This is a genomic window from Sphingomonas sp. DC4900 (assembly GCF_049896485.1).
Lineage (GTDB): Bacteria > Pseudomonadota > Alphaproteobacteria > Sphingomonadales > Sphingomonadaceae > Sphingomonas > Sphingomonas aquatilis.
Genome location: NZ_JAFCUK010000011.1, coordinates 37,497 through 56,098 on the forward strand (window position 1 = coordinate 37,497; position 18,602 = coordinate 56,098).

General features: G+C 67.0%; 19 protein-coding genes and 1 tRNA gene. 9 read left to right on the forward strand and 11 right to left on the reverse strand.

All coding sequences use genetic code 11. The features are described from left to right. Window positions 1-22: 22 nt before the first annotated feature. Together ACP690_RS12785 and thpR are read right to left on the reverse strand one after the other, a co-directional pair. On the reverse strand, window positions 23-556 hold the full coding sequence (locus tag ACP690_RS12785; protein ID WP_294314503.1) for a superoxide dismutase family protein: 534 nt from the start codon (window positions 554-556) through the stop codon (window positions 23-25). 29 nt (window positions 557-585) lie between these two features. Beyond that, window positions 586-1,170 (reverse strand): RNA 2',3'-cyclic phosphodiesterase, encoded by a 585-nt coding sequence (gene thpR, locus ACP690_RS12790; protein ID WP_426261349.1) that lies wholly within the window; start codon window positions 1,168-1,170, stop codon window positions 586-588. A 134-nt stretch (window positions 1,171-1,304) separates the two neighbouring features. Here thpR and ACP690_RS12795 point away from each other — a divergent pair, with 134 nt between their 5' ends. The 4 genes from ACP690_RS12795 to ACP690_RS12810 all read left to right on the forward strand — a co-directional run bounded on the left by ACP690_RS12795 (window position 1,305) and on the right by ACP690_RS12810 (window position 4,228). Next, window positions 1,305-2,057 (forward strand): Bax inhibitor-1/YccA family protein, encoded by a 753-nt coding sequence (locus tag ACP690_RS12795; RefSeq protein ID WP_043060200.1) that lies wholly within the window; start codon window positions 1,305-1,307, stop codon window positions 2,055-2,057. Window positions 2,058-2,134: 77 nt separating this feature from the next. Then, complete coding sequence (locus ACP690_RS12800) at window positions 2,135-2,914, forward strand: transglutaminase-like domain-containing protein (RefSeq protein ID WP_043060173.1); 780 nt, start codon at window positions 2,135-2,137, stop codon at window positions 2,912-2,914. 67 nt (window positions 2,915-2,981) lie between these two features. Next, entirely contained in the window at window positions 2,982-3,269 is a 288-nt protein-coding gene (locus ACP690_RS12805; protein ID WP_426261350.1) for a hypothetical protein, read from the forward strand. A gap of 407 nt (window positions 3,270-3,676) precedes the next feature. After that, a complete protein-coding gene (locus ACP690_RS12810) occupies window positions 3,677-4,228 on the forward strand; it encodes a hypothetical protein (protein ID WP_017979977.1) in 552 nt (183 codons plus the stop codon). 15 nt (window positions 4,229-4,243) lie between these two features. On the opposite strand, the gene ACP690_RS12815 is transcribed toward ACP690_RS12810, so the two are convergent. The 3 genes from ACP690_RS12815 to ACP690_RS12825 all read right to left on the reverse strand — a co-directional run bounded on the left by ACP690_RS12815 (window position 4,244) and on the right by ACP690_RS12825 (window position 5,870). Then, window positions 4,244-4,984 carry an extensin family protein gene (locus ACP690_RS12815; protein ID WP_426261351.1) on the reverse strand — a complete coding sequence of 247 codons (741 nt, stop codon included), beginning with the start codon at window positions 4,982-4,984 and terminating at the stop codon, window positions 4,244-4,246. Beyond that, on the reverse strand, window positions 4,981-5,727 hold the full coding sequence (locus tag ACP690_RS12820) for an NUDIX hydrolase (RefSeq protein WP_426261352.1): 747 nt from the start codon (window positions 5,725-5,727) through the stop codon (window positions 4,981-4,983). Before ACP690_RS12820 ends, ACP690_RS12815 begins: the two co-directional genes overlap by 4 nt. Window positions 5,728-5,794: 67 nt before the next feature. Continuing rightward, window positions 5,795-5,870: transfer RNA gene (locus ACP690_RS12825), tRNA-Ala, on the reverse strand. Between the two features lie 259 nt (window positions 5,871-6,129). On the opposite strand from ACP690_RS12825, the gene ACP690_RS12830 reads away from it, so the two are divergent. Together ACP690_RS12830 and ACP690_RS12835 are read left to right on the forward strand one after the other, a co-directional pair. Beyond that, on the forward strand, window positions 6,130-7,311 hold the full coding sequence (locus ACP690_RS12830; protein ID WP_426255039.1) for a DUF2171 domain-containing protein: 1,182 nt from the start codon (window positions 6,130-6,132) through the stop codon (window positions 7,309-7,311). A 107-nt stretch (window positions 7,312-7,418) separates the two neighbouring features. Beyond that, window positions 7,419-8,411, forward strand: coding sequence for an NADP-dependent oxidoreductase (locus tag ACP690_RS12835; RefSeq protein WP_294283918.1), 993 nt, complete (start codon window positions 7,419-7,421; stop codon window positions 8,409-8,411). Here the strand turns inward: ACP690_RS12835 and ACP690_RS12840 are convergent. After that, window positions 8,408-9,868, reverse strand: coding sequence for a hypothetical protein (locus ACP690_RS12840; protein ID WP_426261353.1), 1,461 nt, complete (start codon window positions 9,866-9,868; stop codon window positions 8,408-8,410). The genes ACP690_RS12835 and ACP690_RS12840 overlap by 4 nt on opposite strands. A gap of 115 nt (window positions 9,869-9,983) precedes the next feature. Here ACP690_RS12840 and ACP690_RS12845 point away from each other — a divergent pair, with 115 nt between their 5' ends. Continuing rightward, on the forward strand, window positions 9,984-11,120 hold the full coding sequence (locus ACP690_RS12845) for a GNAT family N-acetyltransferase (RefSeq protein ID WP_426261354.1): 1,137 nt from the start codon (window positions 9,984-9,986) through the stop codon (window positions 11,118-11,120). On the opposite strand, the gene ACP690_RS12850 is transcribed toward ACP690_RS12845, so the two are convergent. Then, window positions 11,101-12,720, reverse strand: a complete 1,620-nt coding sequence (locus tag ACP690_RS12850) for a hypothetical protein (protein WP_426261355.1) — start codon at window positions 12,718-12,720, stop codon at window positions 11,101-11,103. The two genes, ACP690_RS12845 and ACP690_RS12850, sit on opposite strands and share 20 nt — an antisense overlap. A 505-nt stretch (window positions 12,721-13,225) precedes the next feature. After that, entirely contained in the window at window positions 13,226-14,443 is a 1,218-nt protein-coding gene (locus ACP690_RS12855; protein WP_426261356.1) for an argininosuccinate synthase, read from the reverse strand. Window positions 14,444-14,580: 137 nt separating this feature from the next. Between ACP690_RS12855 and ACP690_RS12860 the strand changes: the two genes are divergently transcribed. After that, window positions 14,581-15,006 carry an EF-hand domain-containing protein gene (locus ACP690_RS12860; protein WP_017979968.1) on the forward strand — a complete coding sequence of 142 codons (426 nt, stop codon included), beginning with the start codon at window positions 14,581-14,583 and terminating at the stop codon, window positions 15,004-15,006. A gap of 228 nt (window positions 15,007-15,234) precedes the next feature. Here the strand turns inward: ACP690_RS12860 and ACP690_RS12865 are convergent, their stop codons facing one another. From ACP690_RS12865 to ACP690_RS12875, 3 genes are read right to left on the reverse strand one after another with little or no spacing between them, the layout of a single operon-like run. Then, a complete protein-coding gene (locus tag ACP690_RS12865) occupies window positions 15,235-16,464 on the reverse strand; it encodes a class I SAM-dependent methyltransferase (protein ID WP_426261357.1) in 1,230 nt (409 codons plus the stop codon). 17 nt (window positions 16,465-16,481) lie between these two features. Beyond that, the gene (locus ACP690_RS12870; protein ID WP_241890156.1) at window positions 16,482-17,228 is read right to left on the reverse strand and encodes a molybdopterin-dependent oxidoreductase; all 747 of its coding nucleotides are present in this window, start codon (window positions 17,226-17,228) and stop codon (window positions 16,482-16,484) included. Continuing rightward, complete coding sequence (locus ACP690_RS12875) at window positions 17,225-17,926, reverse strand: cytochrome b/b6 domain-containing protein (protein WP_017979965.1); 702 nt, start codon at window positions 17,924-17,926, stop codon at window positions 17,225-17,227. Before ACP690_RS12875 ends, ACP690_RS12870 begins: the two co-directional genes overlap by 4 nt. 26 nt (window positions 17,927-17,952) lie before the next feature. On the opposite strand from ACP690_RS12875, the gene ACP690_RS12880 reads away from it, so the two are divergent. Further along, window positions 17,953-18,573, forward strand: a complete 621-nt coding sequence (locus ACP690_RS12880; protein WP_426255044.1) for a flavin reductase family protein — start codon at window positions 17,953-17,955, stop codon at window positions 18,571-18,573. Window positions 18,574-18,602 lie beyond the last annotated feature (29 nt).

The following is an 18,602-nucleotide window of genomic DNA, read 5'->3' on the forward strand; positions in this document are numbered from 1 at the left end:
CTGGGGCCCTGGGCTTGCGTTTTTATGCCGCGGTGAACACGCCGCACGCGATGCGGCCGCCGCTGTTGCCCGAGGGATCGGTCATCAGATCGTCGGGGCCGGCGTGAACGACGATCGCGGCGCCATCGGCATCCAGCATCTGCGCCATGGTCGCGCCGGGCACGGTCATGCCGATCGTGCCGCGGCCGGCGCTGTCGACGATCAGATTGGGCAGATCGCCTTCGTGGGGCCCTTGCGGGTTCATGCTGCCGTGCTTCATTGCGGTCGGGTTCCAGTGCCCCCCTGCCGTGGTGAAGTCGGGCGCGTCGCAGCGGCCGACCGTATGGATATGCGCGCCATGCGTGCCGGCGGGCAGGCCCTTCACGTCGAGCGTGTAGCGGATGCCGCCGGCCACTTCGGTCGCGGTCGCGCGGCCGGCATCGGCACCGGTGCTGGTCTTCAGCATCGCGACGGCGCGCGCGCCGCCGGCGACGGGGCTGCCCACCGCCACCTCGTCCTTGGGGGCACAGGCGGCCAGCGCCGCCGTGGACAGGCCGAGGATCAGCATCGCGCGCATCGGAAATCTCCCTGAAAGTTGTCCGGTTCTTACCCGGCCGAACCCGGCAGCGACAGTGCCGGTTCCGCCGCCGTCACCAGAGGCCAGCGCGCGACGGGTTCGTAACTGGCGCCGCCATGGCCCAGGTGACTCTGGTAGAGCACGATATGCGGGCAGGCGAAGTCGGCGCTGGCAAGGCCTGCGTGCACCGTTAGCCAGCCCTCGATCTCGGGCGCCATGCCCGCACTGCGCGGCAGCCGGGCGAGCGTGATGTGCGGCAGATAGGCGCGGCGTTCCGGCGCCAGCCCGGCGCGTACGCACGCCTGATCGACCTTGCGCGCCAGATGGCGCAGCGCGTCGTGCGGGGCGAGGCCGGCCCATAGGGTGTCCGTCCGCCCCTTGTGCGCGAACCGCCCGACGCCCGCGATCCGCACCACGGGCGCGGGCGCGTGGATGCTGCCGAGCGCCGCCGCGACGTCTTCCGCCTGCGGTCGGTCGACCTCGCCCAGGAAGCGCAGCGTGCAGTGCAACTGCTCGTCGTCCTGCCAGCGGGCATGCGGCACCCCGCCCATCGCGGCGATCAGCGATTCACGGATGGCGCGGGGCGGGCGGAGCGCGACGAAGAGACGCAACATGATGAACGAAAAGCCCTTTGTAATGTTCTGTTGCCGTATCGATCGATCCTAGCCGGTTTCGCTTGAAATGGGACGGGTCGGGGCCGATATTTCGAATAGCCGGCAGTGTCGCCGGCAAAGGAGTTTTGGATACCATGGCCAACTGGTCCGACCCCCGGCAGAGCGCCGCGCCGTTCGGGGCTTCACGCGCCGATGCCGCGCGCAGCGGCGCATATGACGCGGGTCTGCGCTCGTACATGCTGTCGGTGTACAATTATATGGCGTCGGGCGTGCTGCTGACCGGCATCGTCGCCCTGCTGTTCGCCACCAGCGGCGCGGTGAACGCGCTGGTCGGCCCGACCGGCCGTACCAACGGCCTGGGCTTCATCGTCGCCTTCTCGCCGCTCGCCATCGTCTTCGCGATGAGCTTCGGCCAGGGCCGCATGAAGACGCAGACGCTGCAGCTGCTGTTCTGGGCGTTCGCGGTGCTGATGGGCATGTCGCTCTCGACGATCTTCCTTGTCTACAGCGGCACCTCGATCGCCGGTGCGTTCTTCGCCACCGCGGCGGGCTTCGCGGGGCTGAGCCTCTACGGCTACACCACGAAGCGCGACCTGTCGGCGTTCGGCACGTTCCTGATCGTCGGCCTCGTCGGCCTGATCGTCGCCAGCCTGATCAACCTGTTCCTCCAGTCGGGCGTCATGAGCCTGGTCATCAGCGCGGTCGGCGTGCTGATCTTCGCCGGTCTGACCGCCTACGACACGCAGCGTACCAAGAGCCTGTATTTCCAGGTCGCCGGTACGGACATGGTCGGCAAGGCCGTGATCATGTCAGCGCTGTCGCTGTACCTCGACTTCATCAACATGTTCCTCTTCGTCCTCCGCCTGTTCGGTTCGCAGCGCAACTGATCGACGGTCCGGCGTAACGGATACGAGCCCGGTGGCGCTGCCGCCGGGCTTTTCTTTTGGGTGAAGGACGCCAAGCGATGCGGCTCACTATCGCCGTCGATCTCGATTATGCGATCATCGGCCCGCCGACCGACGTACTGCTGCAGATCGAGGCGGCGGCAACGCCCGACCAGCGCATCGTCGACGAACGGCTGACGATCTGGAGCGACCATCCCATCGCCGCGGTGGCGGGCGAGGATGGCGTCGGCCAGCGTTGCTGGATCCGCGCCGAGCAATGGCTGAAGGCGGAATATCGCGCGACCGTGGATGTCGAGCGGGCGCCGGTCGACCTCGCGCCGCTGCGCGCGACGCCGGTGCGGGAGCTTGCGGGCGCGCTCGTCCCCTATCTGCTGCCCAGCCGCTATTGCCAGTCGGACCGGCTGGAGGGCTTCGTCCGTCGCCGTTTCGCCGGGCTGGAGGGCGGGGCGCTCGCCGCGGCGCTCGCCGCCTGGGTGCAGGCGGAACTGGAGTATCGCAGCAACACCAGCAGCGGCGAAACGACCGCGCTCGATACCTTCGCCAGCCGATCGGGTGTGTGCCGCGATTATGCGCATCTTCTCGTCGCATTGGCGCGGGCGGGGGAGATACCGGCGCGCTGCGTCGCCGCCTATGCGCCGGGGGTCGATCCGCCCGATTTCCATGCGGTCGCGGAACTGTGGCTGGACGGCGCGTGGCGGCTGGTCGATGCGACCGGCATGGCGACGGCCGATACGATCGCGCGCGTGTGCGCGGGGCGCGACGCCACCGATATCGCCTTCATGACCGTGTTCGGCACCGCGCAATTCGTTGCGCAGACCGTGCGCGTGACGCAGGGCTGACGGTCCGCCGGCTAGGAACGGAAACGATCGGGCAATCGTTCTTCCCCTGTACTCACAGGAGGATGGGATGACGAACGGGATCGATGAGCGCGCGCTCGACAGCCTGTCGGTGGCGCCGGACGGCGAACAGGCAAGCAACCAGGAACGCAATCCGCGGCAGGATGCCGGGCAGGACGAATCCATCAACGCGCGTCTGGAAGAGAATCCGGAAGACCAGGACGCACGGCTCGACGCCGGGCTGGATCAGTCGATGGACGCGAGCGATCCGCTGTCGTCGACGCAGCCGGTCCACAGCCAGGAACCGGCGCCCTCGTCGGGCTATGACGAAGACGCGGAGCGCGCGCGGCAGAAGTGACGCGGTTTGCTTTAGTGTAAGGAGCGGCGGTCCCGGAAGGGGCCGCCGTTCTTGTTTGGGCCGAACCCTAGTCCCACCCACCCCGTCACCCGGACTTGTTCCGGGGTCCACTCTGTGGCGAGGGGGGTGGTTGGAGCCTCTTGCCGTCCCCCTGCGGCCCGGTGGACCCCGGAACAAGTCCGGGGTGGCGAAGAGAGCGGGGCGAGTGTTGCGCACGATAATTGCGCCACCGCGACACAAATCCGCTTTTGCGACGAGCCGAACTCCACCCATCGCAAAGCATGTTGCGATGCAGCGCGTTTCATGATGCTTTTATGACTGCTTCGACCCCCGCCATTCATCGGGTTGTTAACCAACCTGTGGCAAGGTCGGGCGATTGGTAAGGCATGGGGCGGGGTAGACGGATCATGGGTGCCAAGAGAGCCGAAGGCGCGATGACGCTGGCTGAAATGAAGGAATTCGCGAGCTTTCCGGCCGCGACGCAGCGCTACATCCGGCGCAGTCTCGATATCGGGCTGGATCGCGACGACGCCATGGCGCGCTGGTCGCGCGACGTGGTGGAGGCGGCGAGCATCCGCGCGCAGGCGCGGTTGTACCGCGGGCTGCCGGCGCTGCGCCAGATGGTGCCCGACGATGCCGATCTCGCACTCGTCGAACCGTTCCTCGCGCCGCTGGTGACGCTGGCCGGGTTCGACCTGGGGCAGGGGCGGCTGACCAGCTTCTCGGCGTTCCGCTTCCTTTACGAACGGCTGATCGGCGCCGAGGCGCGGCCGTGGCTGCCCAGCGCCTTCTGCGCGGCGGCGGCACTGCCGCACCTCCATCCCGAATTGCGGCGCAAGCTGCTCCAGTCGATCAGCGAAGCGGCGGCGACCGCATCGGGCTGGTCGAACCGGCAGCCGGCGTTCTTCCCGCATTGGGTGGAGAAGGTCGACAACGGCTCCGCCGCGCTGCCGCACTGAGGGCCGGTAACGGCCTCAGCGGCAGGCGCGCCAGCCCATCGCGCCGCGATCCGCCTGGTCCAGGTGCAGGTGATCGCGGTGCGCGGCGTTATAGTCGGGCGACAGCGTCGTCGCGAACAGCCGGCACGCCCCGTCGCGTATCTCGCGCAGGAAGGCGGCCTTGTCCCCCGATCCCGTCCAGTCGCCGACGACGGTGATCCGCCGGCCATCGGCGAGCCGGAAGCCGGCGATATCGACCGCATCGGCAGTGGCATGTTCGCTCCACGTGCCCGCGTCGCGCCCATAGATGCGGCGGCAGGAATAGCTGCCGAAATGATCGATGGCGGTGACCCGGCTGCCGAAATGCCGCTGCGCCGCGGGCTGCACTACCTGCCATTCCCACACCGACAGTGCCGCGGCGACCGGGCAGGCGACCCCCAGGCTCGCCGGGCGAAACCCGATCTGCCGCGCGCCGCCCGCAGTAAAGCGCACGCCATCGTCATAACCGCATTGCGCGCCGTCGCGCCGCGGCGGCAGGGCGGTGTAGCGCACGCCCGCCGCGTCCAGCTTGGCGCGGCACTGCGGGAAGTCGCGGCCTAGCGCGGCGAGCTTCGCCCCGGTGAACATCCCGATCGGCGCCCCCAGGTCGAGCGGCGTCCACGGCAGGTCCTGCGGCCGTCCGCGCGCCATGCCCCATAGTAGCAGCGCCACCGTGCCGATCACCGCAATTAAGGCGATCCAGCCGATCGTGCGGCGAAGGGCGCGCTGAGCGCTCACCCGCGCCGCACCGCCTCGATCGGTTCGGCGGTGACGGGATAGCCGCTATCCTCGGGCAGGCAGAGGTGCGGCACGCCGTCGCGCACCTCGATATGCGGTGTGATCGTCCGCACCGGATAGGCGCGGGCATTCGCCACGGCGGCATCGAAGCTGTCGAATTGCGCCAGGCGTTCGAGGTTGCGACGCGTCGGGAAGATGATCGCGGCATCGCCTCTGTCCGCCGCCGCCAGCATGTCCGCCGCGGTCGTCCAGAGCAGCCGCACCGTTTCGGTGGCGTCCACCGTCGGCGCGGCATCGTCCGGCGCGCGGGCGAGGAAGAAGAGCGTGTCGAAAATGCGGATGCCGGGATGGTCGGGCAGCCAGCGCGCGAACGGCACCAGCGCCTCGAGGTCCAGCGTCAGGCCCGCCGCGTGCAATAGGTCGGCAAACGCCTCGCCCGCGTGGAGCCCCGCGCGCATCGCCGCGAGCCGTTCGGCCGATGGCGCCGGCGTGACGCCCACCGCGACGCCCGCCTCCTCGATCGTCTCGCGGATCGCCGCAATTCGGGCGGCGGCATCCGCGCCCCCGCCGATCAGCGTCGCGAGCGCGTGGTCGCCCGGATCGATGCGCCCGCCTGGAAACACCATCGCGCCGCCGGCAAAGGCCATCGCCCGCGCGCGTTCGGTCATCAGCACCTCAGGCGGCGCCTCCGCCCGTTCGCGAAACAGCACCAGGGTAGCGGCGGGAATGGGAGTGTCGGCCATCGCGCATCCTAACGCGTCATGCGTGCGATGGGAGCCGGCGATCGTAGGAAAGCAAGAAACGGGGTGGTGGTGGAGCTGAGGGGAATCGAACCCCTGACCTCTGCAGTGCGATTGCAGCGCTCTCCCATCTGAGCTACAGCCCCGCACCCCGGGCCCGGGTCGTGCCCGGGAGCGCTGCCCTTAGCCGCCCCATTCGGGCGATGCAACAACGGCGATACATCTCCCCACAAAAAATGCGGTCGATCCCGCCTGCGGCAGCCCGTTCGTCCGGCGCGACGCAAAGTTGTTCCGCAGGTTTAATGACAGGAACGAAGCTCTCCCTTGATGCTTGTTAGGTCCGGAGCAGGCGCACGCGACACGATGTGCCCACCCCGCAGGATGTTTGCTTTCAAGGAGACGATCATGGGCTACGACCGCTATCCCGGCGCCAGTTTTTCCGGTGGTGACGATTACACCCGGGACTATGGCTCAGGCCGCGACTACACCTATTCGAGCGCACGCGATTACGAATCCGCAGGCATGATGGGTAACCGCGATCGCCAATACAGCGATGATCGTCCCTATGGCGGCCGCGACTATGGCAACCAGCGCTATGGCCAGCGCGATCAGCAGTCGCGCTACGAAACCGGCCGCAGCGGTGGCGGCTATGGCATGCAGACCGACCGCTACGGCGAGCGTGGCCGCTATGGCGCGGATGCGAACCGCGGCTATTCCAGCGAATATCACGGCAGCTATGGTTCGGGCGGCCGCCGGTTCGAAGACTTCGGTGCCTCGAAGCATGCCGACGACGACAATTATCGCGACCGGTATAGCCGCGACTATCGTGGCGACCGCGGCGATCGTGGTCAGCAGGCCTATGGCCGCTCGCAGCAGCAGGGCTATGGCCGTCAGCCGCAGGGCTATGACTATGAAGAGCGCGGGTTCTTCGCACGCGCCGGGGACGAGGTTCGCTCGTGGTTCGGTGACGAGGAAGCGGAGCGTCGCCGCGAATATGATTCGCGCATGGACGAGCGTTCCTATGGCGCGCAGGACGACGATTACCACAGCTGGCGCCGTGGTCAGATCGAGGCGCTGGACCGCGACTATCACGAATATCGCCAGGAAAACCGCACCAAGTTCAGCAATGAATTCAGTGCGTGGCGCACCGGCCGTCAGGGCCAGCGCGACCTGCTGAACAAGGTCGATGAGCATATGGACGTCGTCGGCTCGGATGGTGAGCATGTCGGTACGGTCGACAAGGTGCGCGGCGATCGCATCATCCTGACCAAGAACGATCCCGCTGCCGGTGGTCATCACCACTCGATCCCGTCGAGCTGGCTCGACTCGGTCGACGGCAAGGTGACGCTGCGCAAGACCGCCAGCGAGGCGAAGGCCGCGTGGCGCGACGAAGAGCGCAACGGCGCGATGTTTGGTGACGATCGCGACCGCGACCAGAACCGCACGACCAATCCGTATGGCGGCCAGTCGACCGGCTCGACCAGCACCACGACGTCCAGCGCAACGACCACCGGCACGACGGGAACGAGCGGTTCCGCCGATGCCGATGGCAAGACGCTCAATCGGAGCTTCTCGGGCACCTATTGATCCCGAGCGGTAACGACGGAAAAGGCCCGGGAGCGATCCCGGGCCTTTTTGCGTTGCATATTGAAACCTGTTGCGCCAGATCATGCTGAGATTCTTGCAGGAGAGACATGATGGCCCGTGCCTGGACGCTGACCTCACGCCCCCAGGGGCTGCCGACGATGGACAATTTCGCGCTGGTCGATCTGCCCGCGCGTGACCTGAACGATGGCGAGGTACGCATCGCCAATACGTGGCTGTCGGTCGACCCGTACATGCGCGGCCGGATGAACGACGTGAAGAGCTACACGCCGCCGTTCGAACTCGACCAGCCGATGCAGGGCGGCGCGATCGGCACCGTCGTCGAAAGCCGGTCCGACCGGTTCAAGCAGGGCGACACCGTCCAGCATTTCGCCGGCTGGCGCGACGAGGCGATCCTGCCCGCCGATCAGGTGCAGGCGCTGCCCCAGCTCGACGTCGATCCGCAGGCGTTCCTCGGCCAGCTCGGCATGCCCGGGATGACCGCCTATTTCGGCCTGCTGGAGGTCGCGGGCGCGAAGGAAGGCGACACCGTCTTCGTCTCGGCGGCGGCGGGCGCGGTCGGGTCCACCGTGGTGCAGATCGCCAAGGCCAAGGGCTGCCACGTCATCGGGTCGGCCGGTGGCGCGGACAAGTGCGCCTGGGTCCAGTCGCTTGGCGCCGATGCGGTGATCGACTACAAGGGCGGCACGCCGGTGGTGAAGGCGCTGGGCGAGGTCGCGCGCAACGGCATCGACGTCTATTTCGACAATGTCGGCGGCGACCATCTCGACGCCGCTTTGGCGCACGGCAACCTGCACGCCCGCTTCGCAATCTGCGGCATGATCGACGTGTACAACAGCGCCAAGCCGACCGAACTGCGCTATCTTGCGCGCCTCATCGGCATGCGGATGCGCATCCAGGGCTTCATCGTCAGCGATTACATGGACCGCGCGGGCGAATTCTACCGCGACATGGGCGGCTGGCTGAAGGACGGCAAGCTCAAGCGCAACGAGACGGTGTTCGACGGTCTGGAATCGACCCCCGACGCCTTCCTCGGCCTGTTCTCGGGCGGCAACACCGGCAAGATGCTGGTGCGGGTTTAATCCACCCGACGATACAGCTGGTCGACCCGTTCCGAGAGCGCGAACTGGTCGACCAGTCGATAATGGCGCGCGAGCTGCCGCATCACGAAGCCGCGTGCCTCTATGTCGGTGGCTTCGGGATCGACGCTGCTGATGACGACATAGCCTGGGCGGGCGGCCATGACGCGGGCGAGCTCGGCATGCGGATCGATGCCCAGCGTGCGGCTGTCGCCCATTTCGCTGAGGAAGGTCGTGAAGTTGTACGCGGTCGGCACGCAGGCGTCGGTCAGCTGATACAGGATCGGATCGCCCTGAAAGACGAACAGGCAGCCATCCGGTGCCCGACCGATCGTCGCGGCGAGGCGGTAGGCTCCGCGGCCGTCGCCGCGCGTGCCGCGCAGCACGATGGTATTGACCAGTACATAGCACAGGCCGACCGCCAGCACGGGCAGAGCGACGGGGACGGAGCGACGCAGCGCTCGGATCGGCCGCCCGAGCACCGGCGCGGCGAGCACGGCCAGCGGCACGACCAGCGGCAGGGCGTAATGGTCGAAATAGGTGCCGAACAGCAGCAGTCCGGCGATCGCCGCCCCAGCCCAGCCGATCAGCAGGCGTCCCGCCGGCCTCAGACGCACGACGCCGGTCACGCCAAGTCCCGCGACAACCAGCAACGGCAGCAGGTGGAGCGCGATCATCGCCAGCCGCTCCGCCATCAGCGCGCTCTCCGGCGCCTTGCGCAGAAATACCGACTGGAAATTGGCGAAGATCAGCGCGTCGACCTCGCCCACATGCCAGTAGAGCTCGAAGACCGCTGCGGTGGGCAGCAGCGCCAGCACGCACCATAGAAACGCCCAACCCACGATCCGCAGCACCGGCAGTCTGCGGGCCGCGACCAGCAGCGTGACGCCGAAATAGACGCCTTCGAACAACACCGAATATTTAATCTGCAGCGCCACGCCGAACAGCACCATCGCCAGCGCGGAAAATCCGGCCGCCGTGCGATCGAACGCGGGCCGTTCGTAGACGCGGACCACGGCCCAGGCCGCCAGCGCGACCGGCAGATTGTAGAAGACCGGGCTCTGCCCGCCATCGCCACCGTTGACCGACAGATAGACGAGATAGGCGATCCCGGCGAGCAGTGGGCCCCAGCCGTCCGCGATCCGGCATGCCAGCCGCTGCACGACCCACGCCGTTGCTGCCGCGCACAGCGTCGCGGCAAGCTGATAGGCGATCACCGCGTCGCCACCGAACATCCGGGTCGCCGCATAGACCAGAAACAGGCCGAACGGCTTGCGATCCCAGAAATCAACGAAGGGCAGACCCCGCCCCTGCCACAGCCGGTCGCCGACCAGCAGGTAGAATTGTTCGTCGATATGGATCACCGGATTGCCGAATTGCCACGCCCGGATGGCGAGGGCGACGGCAAGCAGGATGGCGGCGGTCGCCGGTGGGGATCGCAGGGAGGAAGGCAGCGTCATGAACCGCCACCCTCGCAAGGGGGCATCACGGCGTCCAGTCTTCGTCGCGCCACCCCCTCGGCAAGCGTCCGTTGCGCCCTATATTGGCGGCGATGACTGTCTGTCCCGTCGCCGCATGACCGCGCTCACCGCCCGCATGGTGGAGGGCGTGCGCGCCATTCCGGCCGCGCAATGGGACGCGTGTGCCGGCACCGCCAATCCCTTCGTGTCCCACGCTTTCCTCGCCGCGCTGGAGGAGTCGGGCAGCGTCGGCGGGCGATCCGGCTGGCAGCCTGTGCCGATCGTCGTCGATGGGGCGGACGGCGCGCCGGTCGCGATCGCGCCGGCCTATGCCAAGAGCCACAGCCAGGGCGAATATGTCTTCGACCATGCCTGGGCGGATGCGTGGGAGCGGGCGGGCGGCGCTTATTATCCCAAATTGCAGGTCGCCGCGCCGTTCAGCCCGGTGCCGGGGCCGCGCCTGCTGCTGCGCGATCCCGCCGCCGCGCCTGCGCTGATCGGCGCGCTGGAGGCGGTGACCGAGCAGAACGGCCTGTCCTCCGCGCACGCCACCTTTGTCGCGCCCGATCAGGTGGCGGCGTTCGAGGCGGCGGGCTGGCTGATCCGCGAAGGCACGCAATTCCATTGGGCGAATCAGGGCTACGCCAGCTTCGACGATTTCCTGGGGCAACTCGCCAGCCGCAAGCGCAAGGCGATCCGCAAGGAGCGCGCGGCGGCGGTCGAGGGCCTCACCATCCGCCACCTAACCGGGGCGGAGATCGGCGAGGCGGAATGGGATGCCTTCTGGACCTTCTACCAGGACACCGGCAGCCGCAAATGGGGCCGGCCTTATCTGACGCGCAGCTTCTTCCCCTTGCTGGGCGAGGCGATGGGGGATCGCGTGCTGCTGATCCTTGCGATGCGCGACGGCGAGCCCGTCGCGGGCGCGCTCAACCTGATCGGCGCGGATACGCTGTACGGCCGTTACTGGGGCTGCACCGAGGACGTGCCCTTCCTCCATTTCGAACTCTGTTATTATCAGGCGATCGACGCCGCGATCGCGCGCGGGCTGAAGACGGTCGAGGCGGGGGCGCAGGGCGAGCACAAGCTCGCGCGCGGCTATGTGCCGGTGCCGACCTGGTCGGCGCATTATCTGCCCGATGCGGGGTTCCGCCGCGCGGTCGCCGACTTCCTGGTGCGCGAGCGGGCTGCCGTCACCGAAGAGCAGGCGTATCTGGCGGAGCTCGCCCCGTTCAGGAAGGACGGGGCGTAAGCATCACCCGGCGGCGCGGCGGCAGCAGCGCCGGGTCCAGCGTCACGGCCGGCGGCGTGCGGTCGTCGATCCGGTAGAGCACGTCCTTGCCGCTGCGCCAGATCGGCGTCAGGCCGGTCAGGAACTCAGGGCCCACGGGCGGCGGGTTGACCAGCCAGACGTAATCGAACGCCTGTCGCGGCAGGAAGGCAAGCGACACCTTGAGCGGCCGCCACCATTCGCCGCGGCAGCGCCGGTCGGTGACGAGCTGCGAGGGATCGTGCGCGAAGGCGCCGGCCGGCGTGTAGCGTACAGTCAGCAGCTGGCCGCCCGCCATCGACCATTGGTCGTTGGCGTAGGCGAGGCGACGCTCCAGCGCGATGCCGGCGATATGTTCCTCGCGCGAGTAGAGCCATTCGTCATGGCAGGTGCGCCCGACCATGGTCAGCAGCCGCGCGCCCTGGGGCACATGGTCCAGCGCGGTCAGCGTGCGGTCGTATTCGCGGCTGAACTGCCAATAGCTGATCGTCGTCGCCGCCAGCCGCACGCCGAAAAAGGCGAGGCCCAGCGCCGCCAGCGTCGCGGCGCCGCGGAACGACAGGCCGCGCTTCGGCCGCAGCGCGATCAGCAGGATGGCGAGCACGAACGGCGCGAGCCGCATGTCGGCATAGGCCGATCCGAACACGATCCGCGGCAGCACGACGTAAATCACGGACAGGAACAGCGCGGACAGCAGCAGGTTGCGCGAATATTCGATCCGCTCGTCACGCACGCCCTTCAGCAGGATGACGAACAGCACGGTGACGGAGGCAAGGTCGAACGCCATCCAGCGATCGCGCAGGGACATGATCACCCAGCCCACCTTCGCGCGCCAGTTGAACCAGTCCATCGTCTTGCCGGTGACATGGTCGCCCGAGCGCCACAGCACCATCATCAGGAAGGGCAGCGCGAGCGGCAGGCAGCCGATGCCCGCACGCACCCAGCTTTCCAGCCAATGGCCGCTCTGGTTGTCCTTGCGCCGGTCGTGCTGGCGGATCATCTCGGCCGAGAAGGCGAGGATGCCGAGCACGCCCCAGCCGAAGGTGTGGCAGATCCACAAGGCGCACGACAACGGCACGAACAGCACCGCGCGCAGCCGCACCTTGCCCAGCCGCCCCATGCGCAGCCACAACGCGAACAGGTTGAGCGCCAGCGCCATCGACAGCGCGAAATTCACGAAGCCGAACTGGAAGGGGTAGCAATAGGCGAGGGGGAGGGCGAACAGCGCGGTCGCCGGGATGCGCCCATGCACCTCGCGCGCGATCCACAGCAGGCCCGACACGGTGAGCGCCGGGATCGCCATCACGATCAGCTTGACCGCCAGTTCGAGGCCGAAGATCGGCGCCAGCGGCTCGATGAGCAGATCGACACCCAGATTGCCGATCATCGACCACTGGAAATTATACCAGTCGTACAGCCAGCGATGTGCGCCATCGTCCAGCTGCACGCGATAGCGGCCCATATGGCCGGGCAGGTCGACCAGCGGCGGGATCGTCGGCCACACGAGCGGGATCATCGTCGCGATCACCATCGCCACGACGAACGTTCGCGTTTGCCACCAGTGCAGCCTAGGCCCCTGCATCGCGCCGCCTTAGGGGCTACGGGGTGGCTACGACAAGCATTGTCGCAAAAAGTTCCCGCATGCGTGCGATGAAGCGAGGATTTTGTTGAGCGAGATCATGCGTGGGACGGCCGACCCACCTAGCCCGTCACCCCGGCCTCGAGCCGGGGTCCCGCTTCTTTCCGCCGCCAAACCTCAAAAAGCGGGACCCCGGGTCAAGCCCGGGGCGACGAGAGGGGAGGGCACGCGCCTAGCCTCACCCACACCGTCACCCCGGACTTGGTCCGGGGTCCACTTCGCGGCTAGGGGGGTGGCCAGAGGCTCGAGCCGTGCCCGTGTGGCCCGGTGGACCCCGGAACAAGTCCGGGGTGACGACGAATGAGAGGCGAAGGCCCATCCCCAACCGTCATTCCCGCGAAGGCGGGAATCCAGACGCGCTACCGGTGCGGCACAGTCGCAGCCGTCAGAGGATCTGGATTCCCGCCTTCGCGGGAATGACGGTAAAGGGCGTCGAAGCGAGAGGTCCTTACGCGTCCCGCCGCCCCAGCAACCGCAGCCGCAGCGCGTTGAGCTTGATGAAGCCGGCCGCATCGCGCTGGTCGTAGGCGCCCTGATCGTCCTCGAACGTCACGACCTTTTCCGAATAGAGCGAATTGGGCGACTTGCGGCCGACGATATACACGCCGCCCTTGTACAGCTTCAGCCGCACGGTGCCGCTGACCTTCGCCTGGCTGTGATCGATCGCGGCCTGCAGCATCTCGCGCTCGGGCGAGAACCATAAGCCGTTGTAGATCAGCTCGGCATAGCGCGGCGCGAGTTCGTCCTTCAGATGCGCGGCGCCGCGATCCAGCGTGATCTGCTCGATACCGCGGTGGGCGAGGTGATAGATGGTGCCGCCCGGCGTTTCGTACATGCCGCGGCTCTTCATGCCGACGAAGCGGTTCTCGACCAGATCGAGCCGGCCGATGCCGTGACGACGGCCCAGCTCGTTGAGCTTGGTCAGCAAAGTCGCGGGGCTGGTCGCCTCGCCGTTCAGCGCGACGCCATCGCCGCGCTCGAAATCGATCGTGATATACTCAGGCGCGTCGGGCGCGTCCTCCGGGTTCACCGTGCGCGAATAGACGTAATCGGGCACCTCCTGCCACGGATCCTCAAGCACCTTCCCCTCGGAACTGGTGTGCAGCAGGTTCGCGTCGGTCGAGAAGGGCGATTCGCCGCGCTTGTCCTTGGCGACCGGAATCTGATGCTGTTCGGCGAACTCGATCAGCTTGGTACGGCTGGTCAGGTCCCATTCGCGCCACGGCGCGATCACCTTGATGTCGGGGTTCAGCGCGTAATAGCCCAGTTCGAAGCGGACCTGGTCGTTGCCCTTGCCGGTCGCGCCGTGGCTGACCGCATCGGCGCCGACCATCTTCGCGATCTCGATCTGGCGCTTGGCGATCAGCGGGCGTGCGATCGACGTGCCGAGCAGATACAGCCCCTCGTACAGCGCGTTCGAGCGCATCATCGGGAAGACGTAATCGCGGACGAATTCCTCGCGCAGGTCGTCGATGAAGATATGCTCGGGCTTGACGCCCGCCATCTGCGCCTTCTGGCGCGCCGGCTCCAGCTCCTCACCCTGGCCCAGGTCGGCGGTGAAGGTGACGACTTCGCAGTTATACGTCTGCTGCAGCCATTTCAGGATCACGCTCGTATCCAGACCGCCCGAATAGGCGAGGACGACGCGGTTGATCTGATCGGTCACGGCACGGGTTCCTTGGACCATGGAATGGATGGCCGCGCCCCTACGGCCCACAGCGCTGCGGTGCAACGTCTGCGTTCACCGCGGGTTTAGGCGCGGCGGCCTACAGGCCCGTTTCGAACAGGTATTCCGGAGTTCCCATGATCCGCACCGCACTCGTCATCCTGCCGCTGCTTATCGCCACGCCGGCGCTCGCGGCGGGCAAGGCCGATCCCAAGGCGGCGGCGAAGATCGATCCGCGCATCAAGGCGGATTTCGACAAGACCGACACCAATCACGATGGCTTCATCAGCCGCGCAGAGGTCGACGCCCGCGTCGCGCGCATGGATGTCGGCAAGACGCAGATGCCCGCCGCGAAGGCGAAGGCGATGGCCGATGCGTGGTTCAACACCGCCGATGCCAACCATGACGGCAAGGTCTCGCCCGCCGAGATGCAGGGCCTCTTCCGCGCGATCGCCTCGCGCTACGACCTCAACCACGACGGCGTCATCAGCCTCGACGAACGCGCCGCCGCCCGCGCCGCGGTGATGGGCGGCCCCGCCAAGGCACTGCCGCAGGGGCGGTAATCCCAGTCTATCCGTCACCCCGGACGTGATCCGGGGTCCCGCTTCTTCTTCGCCCGCCGGATATAGCGGGACCCCGGCTCGAGGCCGGGGTGACGGGAGGGGGGCATGACCACCACATCCGTCATTCCCGCGAAGGCGGGAATCCATAACCTCTGACGTCTCGGCAAGAGGCGCAACGGTAACGCGTCTGGATTCCCGCCTGCGCGGGAATGACGAACGTGGAGGGCGTTACCGCCCCCTGAGCGCCCGCTCCCCCTCAAACATATAGTCCCGCACGATCGGTAATTCCGTCCGGCTGCGGCTGAACTGGATCTGGAAATTGCACAGCCCGCCATTCTCGAACGCCATCGCGGCGCCGGCGAGATAGAAGGTCCACATCCGGTAGAAGCGCTCGTCGTAGAGCGCGACGATCGCATCGCGCGCCTTCAGCGTCCGCGCGTACCATTCGTGCAGCGTATAGGCATAGTGCAGCCGCAGCACCTCGACGTCGGTCAGGAACATCGACAGCCCCTCGAACGCCGCGATCGTTTCCGACAGCGCCGGGTTATAGCCGCCGGGGAAGATGTACTTGGTCGTCCAGTCATCGGTGACGCTCGGCGGCCCGAACCGGCCGATCGTGTGGACCAACGCAACGCCGTCGTCGGTCAGCAGATCGCGGCACTTGCGGAAGTACGTCTTGTATTGCGGCGGCCCGACATGTTCGAACATGCCGACCGACACGATGCGGTCGAAACGGCCTTCCACACGCCGGTAATCGATCAGCTCGAACTTCACCTTGTCGGCGACGCCGGCCGCCGCGGCTCGCGCGCGCGCGATCTTCAGCTGTTCCTCGGACAAAGTGACGCCCAGCACTTCCACGCCGAAATGCGTGTTGAGGTACAAAGCCATCCCGCCCCAGCCGCAGCCGATGTCGAGTACGCGCATCCCCGGCCGCAGCGCCAGCTTGGCGGCGATATGCGCCAGCTTGTCGCTCTGCGCCTGCTCCAGGCTGTTGTCGGGATCGGTGTAATAGGCGCAGCTATATTGTTTGTCGGCGTCGAGAAACAGGTCGTACAGCCGCGCCGACAGGTCGTAATGGTGCGCGACATTCTGCTTCGACCGCCGCTCCATGTTGATCCGGTCGAGCCGGTGCTTCACCGCGCCGAGACCCCGCACGAAGGCGGAAGGCTGCAAGGCGTTCTGCCCGCGCTCCCACGGCGAATTGCCGGTCATCAGCTTGACCAGCCCCATGATGTCGTCGCCGTCGACGGTCAGCCGCCCGTCCATGTACATTTCGCCGGCGGCGAGCGCGGGGTTGCGGATGATGCGGCCGGCGACGCCCGAATCGGCGAAGCGGATGGTGATGTGCCCGAACGCCGGGTCGGGCGTTCCGAAGGTTGCGGGGGCCTTTCCGGGCCGGTGGAGGGTGAGTTGGCCACGCTTGACGGCGCGGCTGAGGAACATGTCGATCAGCGCCATAAGGAAGCTACTATGCCCTAGATGCCGGCATACCAATCGTAATCGACATTGTCCTCCCAATAGCCGCCTTTGCCTTTGCCTATGCTCTTGAGATCGCTGACCGCGGTAATTCCGGTCACGTATTTGGCGTGCTTGTAACCCAGCTGCCGCTCGACGCGCAGCCGCACCGGAGCGCCATGCGGCACGGTCAGCCGCGCGCCATTCATCTTCAGCGCCAGGATCGTTTGCGGGTGGAAGGCGTCGATCGTGTCGATCGATTCGTAATAAGGCTCGCCATTGTACAAATCGGCGCAGGTGAACACGACGTAGCGTGCGCTCTGGCGCATCCCCGCCGCCTTCAGCACGGTGCCCAGCATCGGCCCCTGCCACTGGCCGATCGCGCTCCACCCCTCGACGCAATCGTGGCGCGTGATCTGCGAGCGCGACGGCATCGACGCGAGCTGCGCGAGGCTCAAAGACAGCGGCCGGTCGACCAATCCGCCCACCTGCAACCGATAACTCGCGAACCCGTCCGCCACCATCGCCGCATAGGCCGGCGTCCCCGGATCGCGCGTGCCGTTGGCGCGGAACACCGGCGACATCTGCTCGCGCGTGAACTCGGGTGCCAGCGCGCCCCGGTTCATCAGCGCGCGCTGCAGACCCTTATGCATGTCCTCGCCCGCAAACAGGATCTTGCGCGCCTGCGGGTTCGCCACGACCTTGTCGCACCCGGCGAGCAGCAGCCCCGCCGATCCGACGATCAGGTTGCGTCGTGCCAGAATCATTCCGGCACCCGCCACTTTCCGGTCAGCATCGATCGCACCTCGTTCCACGCGCCCGCCAGGATGACGAGTACCAGATGCACGACGATGAACCCGCCGATCAGGCTCGCCGCGATGAAGTGGATCGAGCGCGCCGACTGCCGCCCGCCGAACACATCGAGCAGCCAAGGCCACGCCGCATCCATCCCCGGCGACAGCGCGAGACCGGTAAAGATCATCACCGGCAATGCGACGAACAATACGAGAATGTAGCTCCATTTCTGCAAGCTATTGTACGCCTTGGGATCGTCCGCATCGTGGAAGCGGAAGTTCCAGTGATCGCGTACGTCCGCCGCCAGATGCGCGGCGCTCACGTCCTTGCGGGTCAGCTTCAACCGCGCGAAATGCCGGTTGAGCAGGCTTACGATCATGAACGCCAGCAGCCCGAAGGCGAACACCAAGGCGAAGAACAGGTGCCAGCGCCGCGAGATCGCCAGATTGTAATTCGCGGGAATCGTGATCCACGCCGGAAAGCGCGGCAGCTGCGCCCAGGCATGGTCGAAGTTGGCACCGTAGCGTCCCCAATACAGCCGCGGATGGGCGTTGGAGATGCCGAGCCCGCTGCCCAGCAGGATGAACACGGACACCGCATTCACCCAATGCCATATCCGCGTCGTAAGCGCGTGGCGCAGGATCGTCGTTCCGGGCGTTTGCGCAGCCATATCATCCGTGTAGCAGGGGCAGCACCATGACGACTAGCTGGCATTTCTACGAACCCGCAAACGGCCATGGCTTGGCCCACGACCCCCTCAACGCGATCGTCGCGCCGCGCCCGATCGGCTGGATCGGCAGCGTGTCGGCGGACGGGGTGCCAAACCTTGCGCCGTACAGCTTCTTCAACCTGCTCAATTACCGCCCCCCGCTGATCGGCTTTTCGTCGATGGGGTGGAAGGACAGCGTCGCCAATATCGACGCGACGGGCGAGTTCGTCTGGAACCTCGCGACGCGCGACCTGGCCGAGGCCATGAACGCGACCTCGGCCGGCGTCGGGCCGGAGGTGGACGAGCACGCGCTCGCCGGGCTGGAGACCGCGCCCTCGCGCCTCGTCGCGCCGCCGCGCGTCGTGGCCAGCCCGGTCGCGTTCGAATGCAAGCTCACCCAGATCGTCCGCCTGCAGACCAAGGAGGGGCGCGAACTCGACCAGTATCTGGTCATCGGTGAAGCGGTCGGCATCCACATCGACACCGCGCTGCTCGACGACGGCGTCTACCAGACCGCCCGTGCCCGCCCGATACTGCGCGGCGGCGGACCGGCCGACTATTTCGAGATCACCGAAGCCAATCGCTTCGCCATGCGCCGGCCGGGGTAAGGGCGACGCTCTTCCCAAGCGCACCGCCA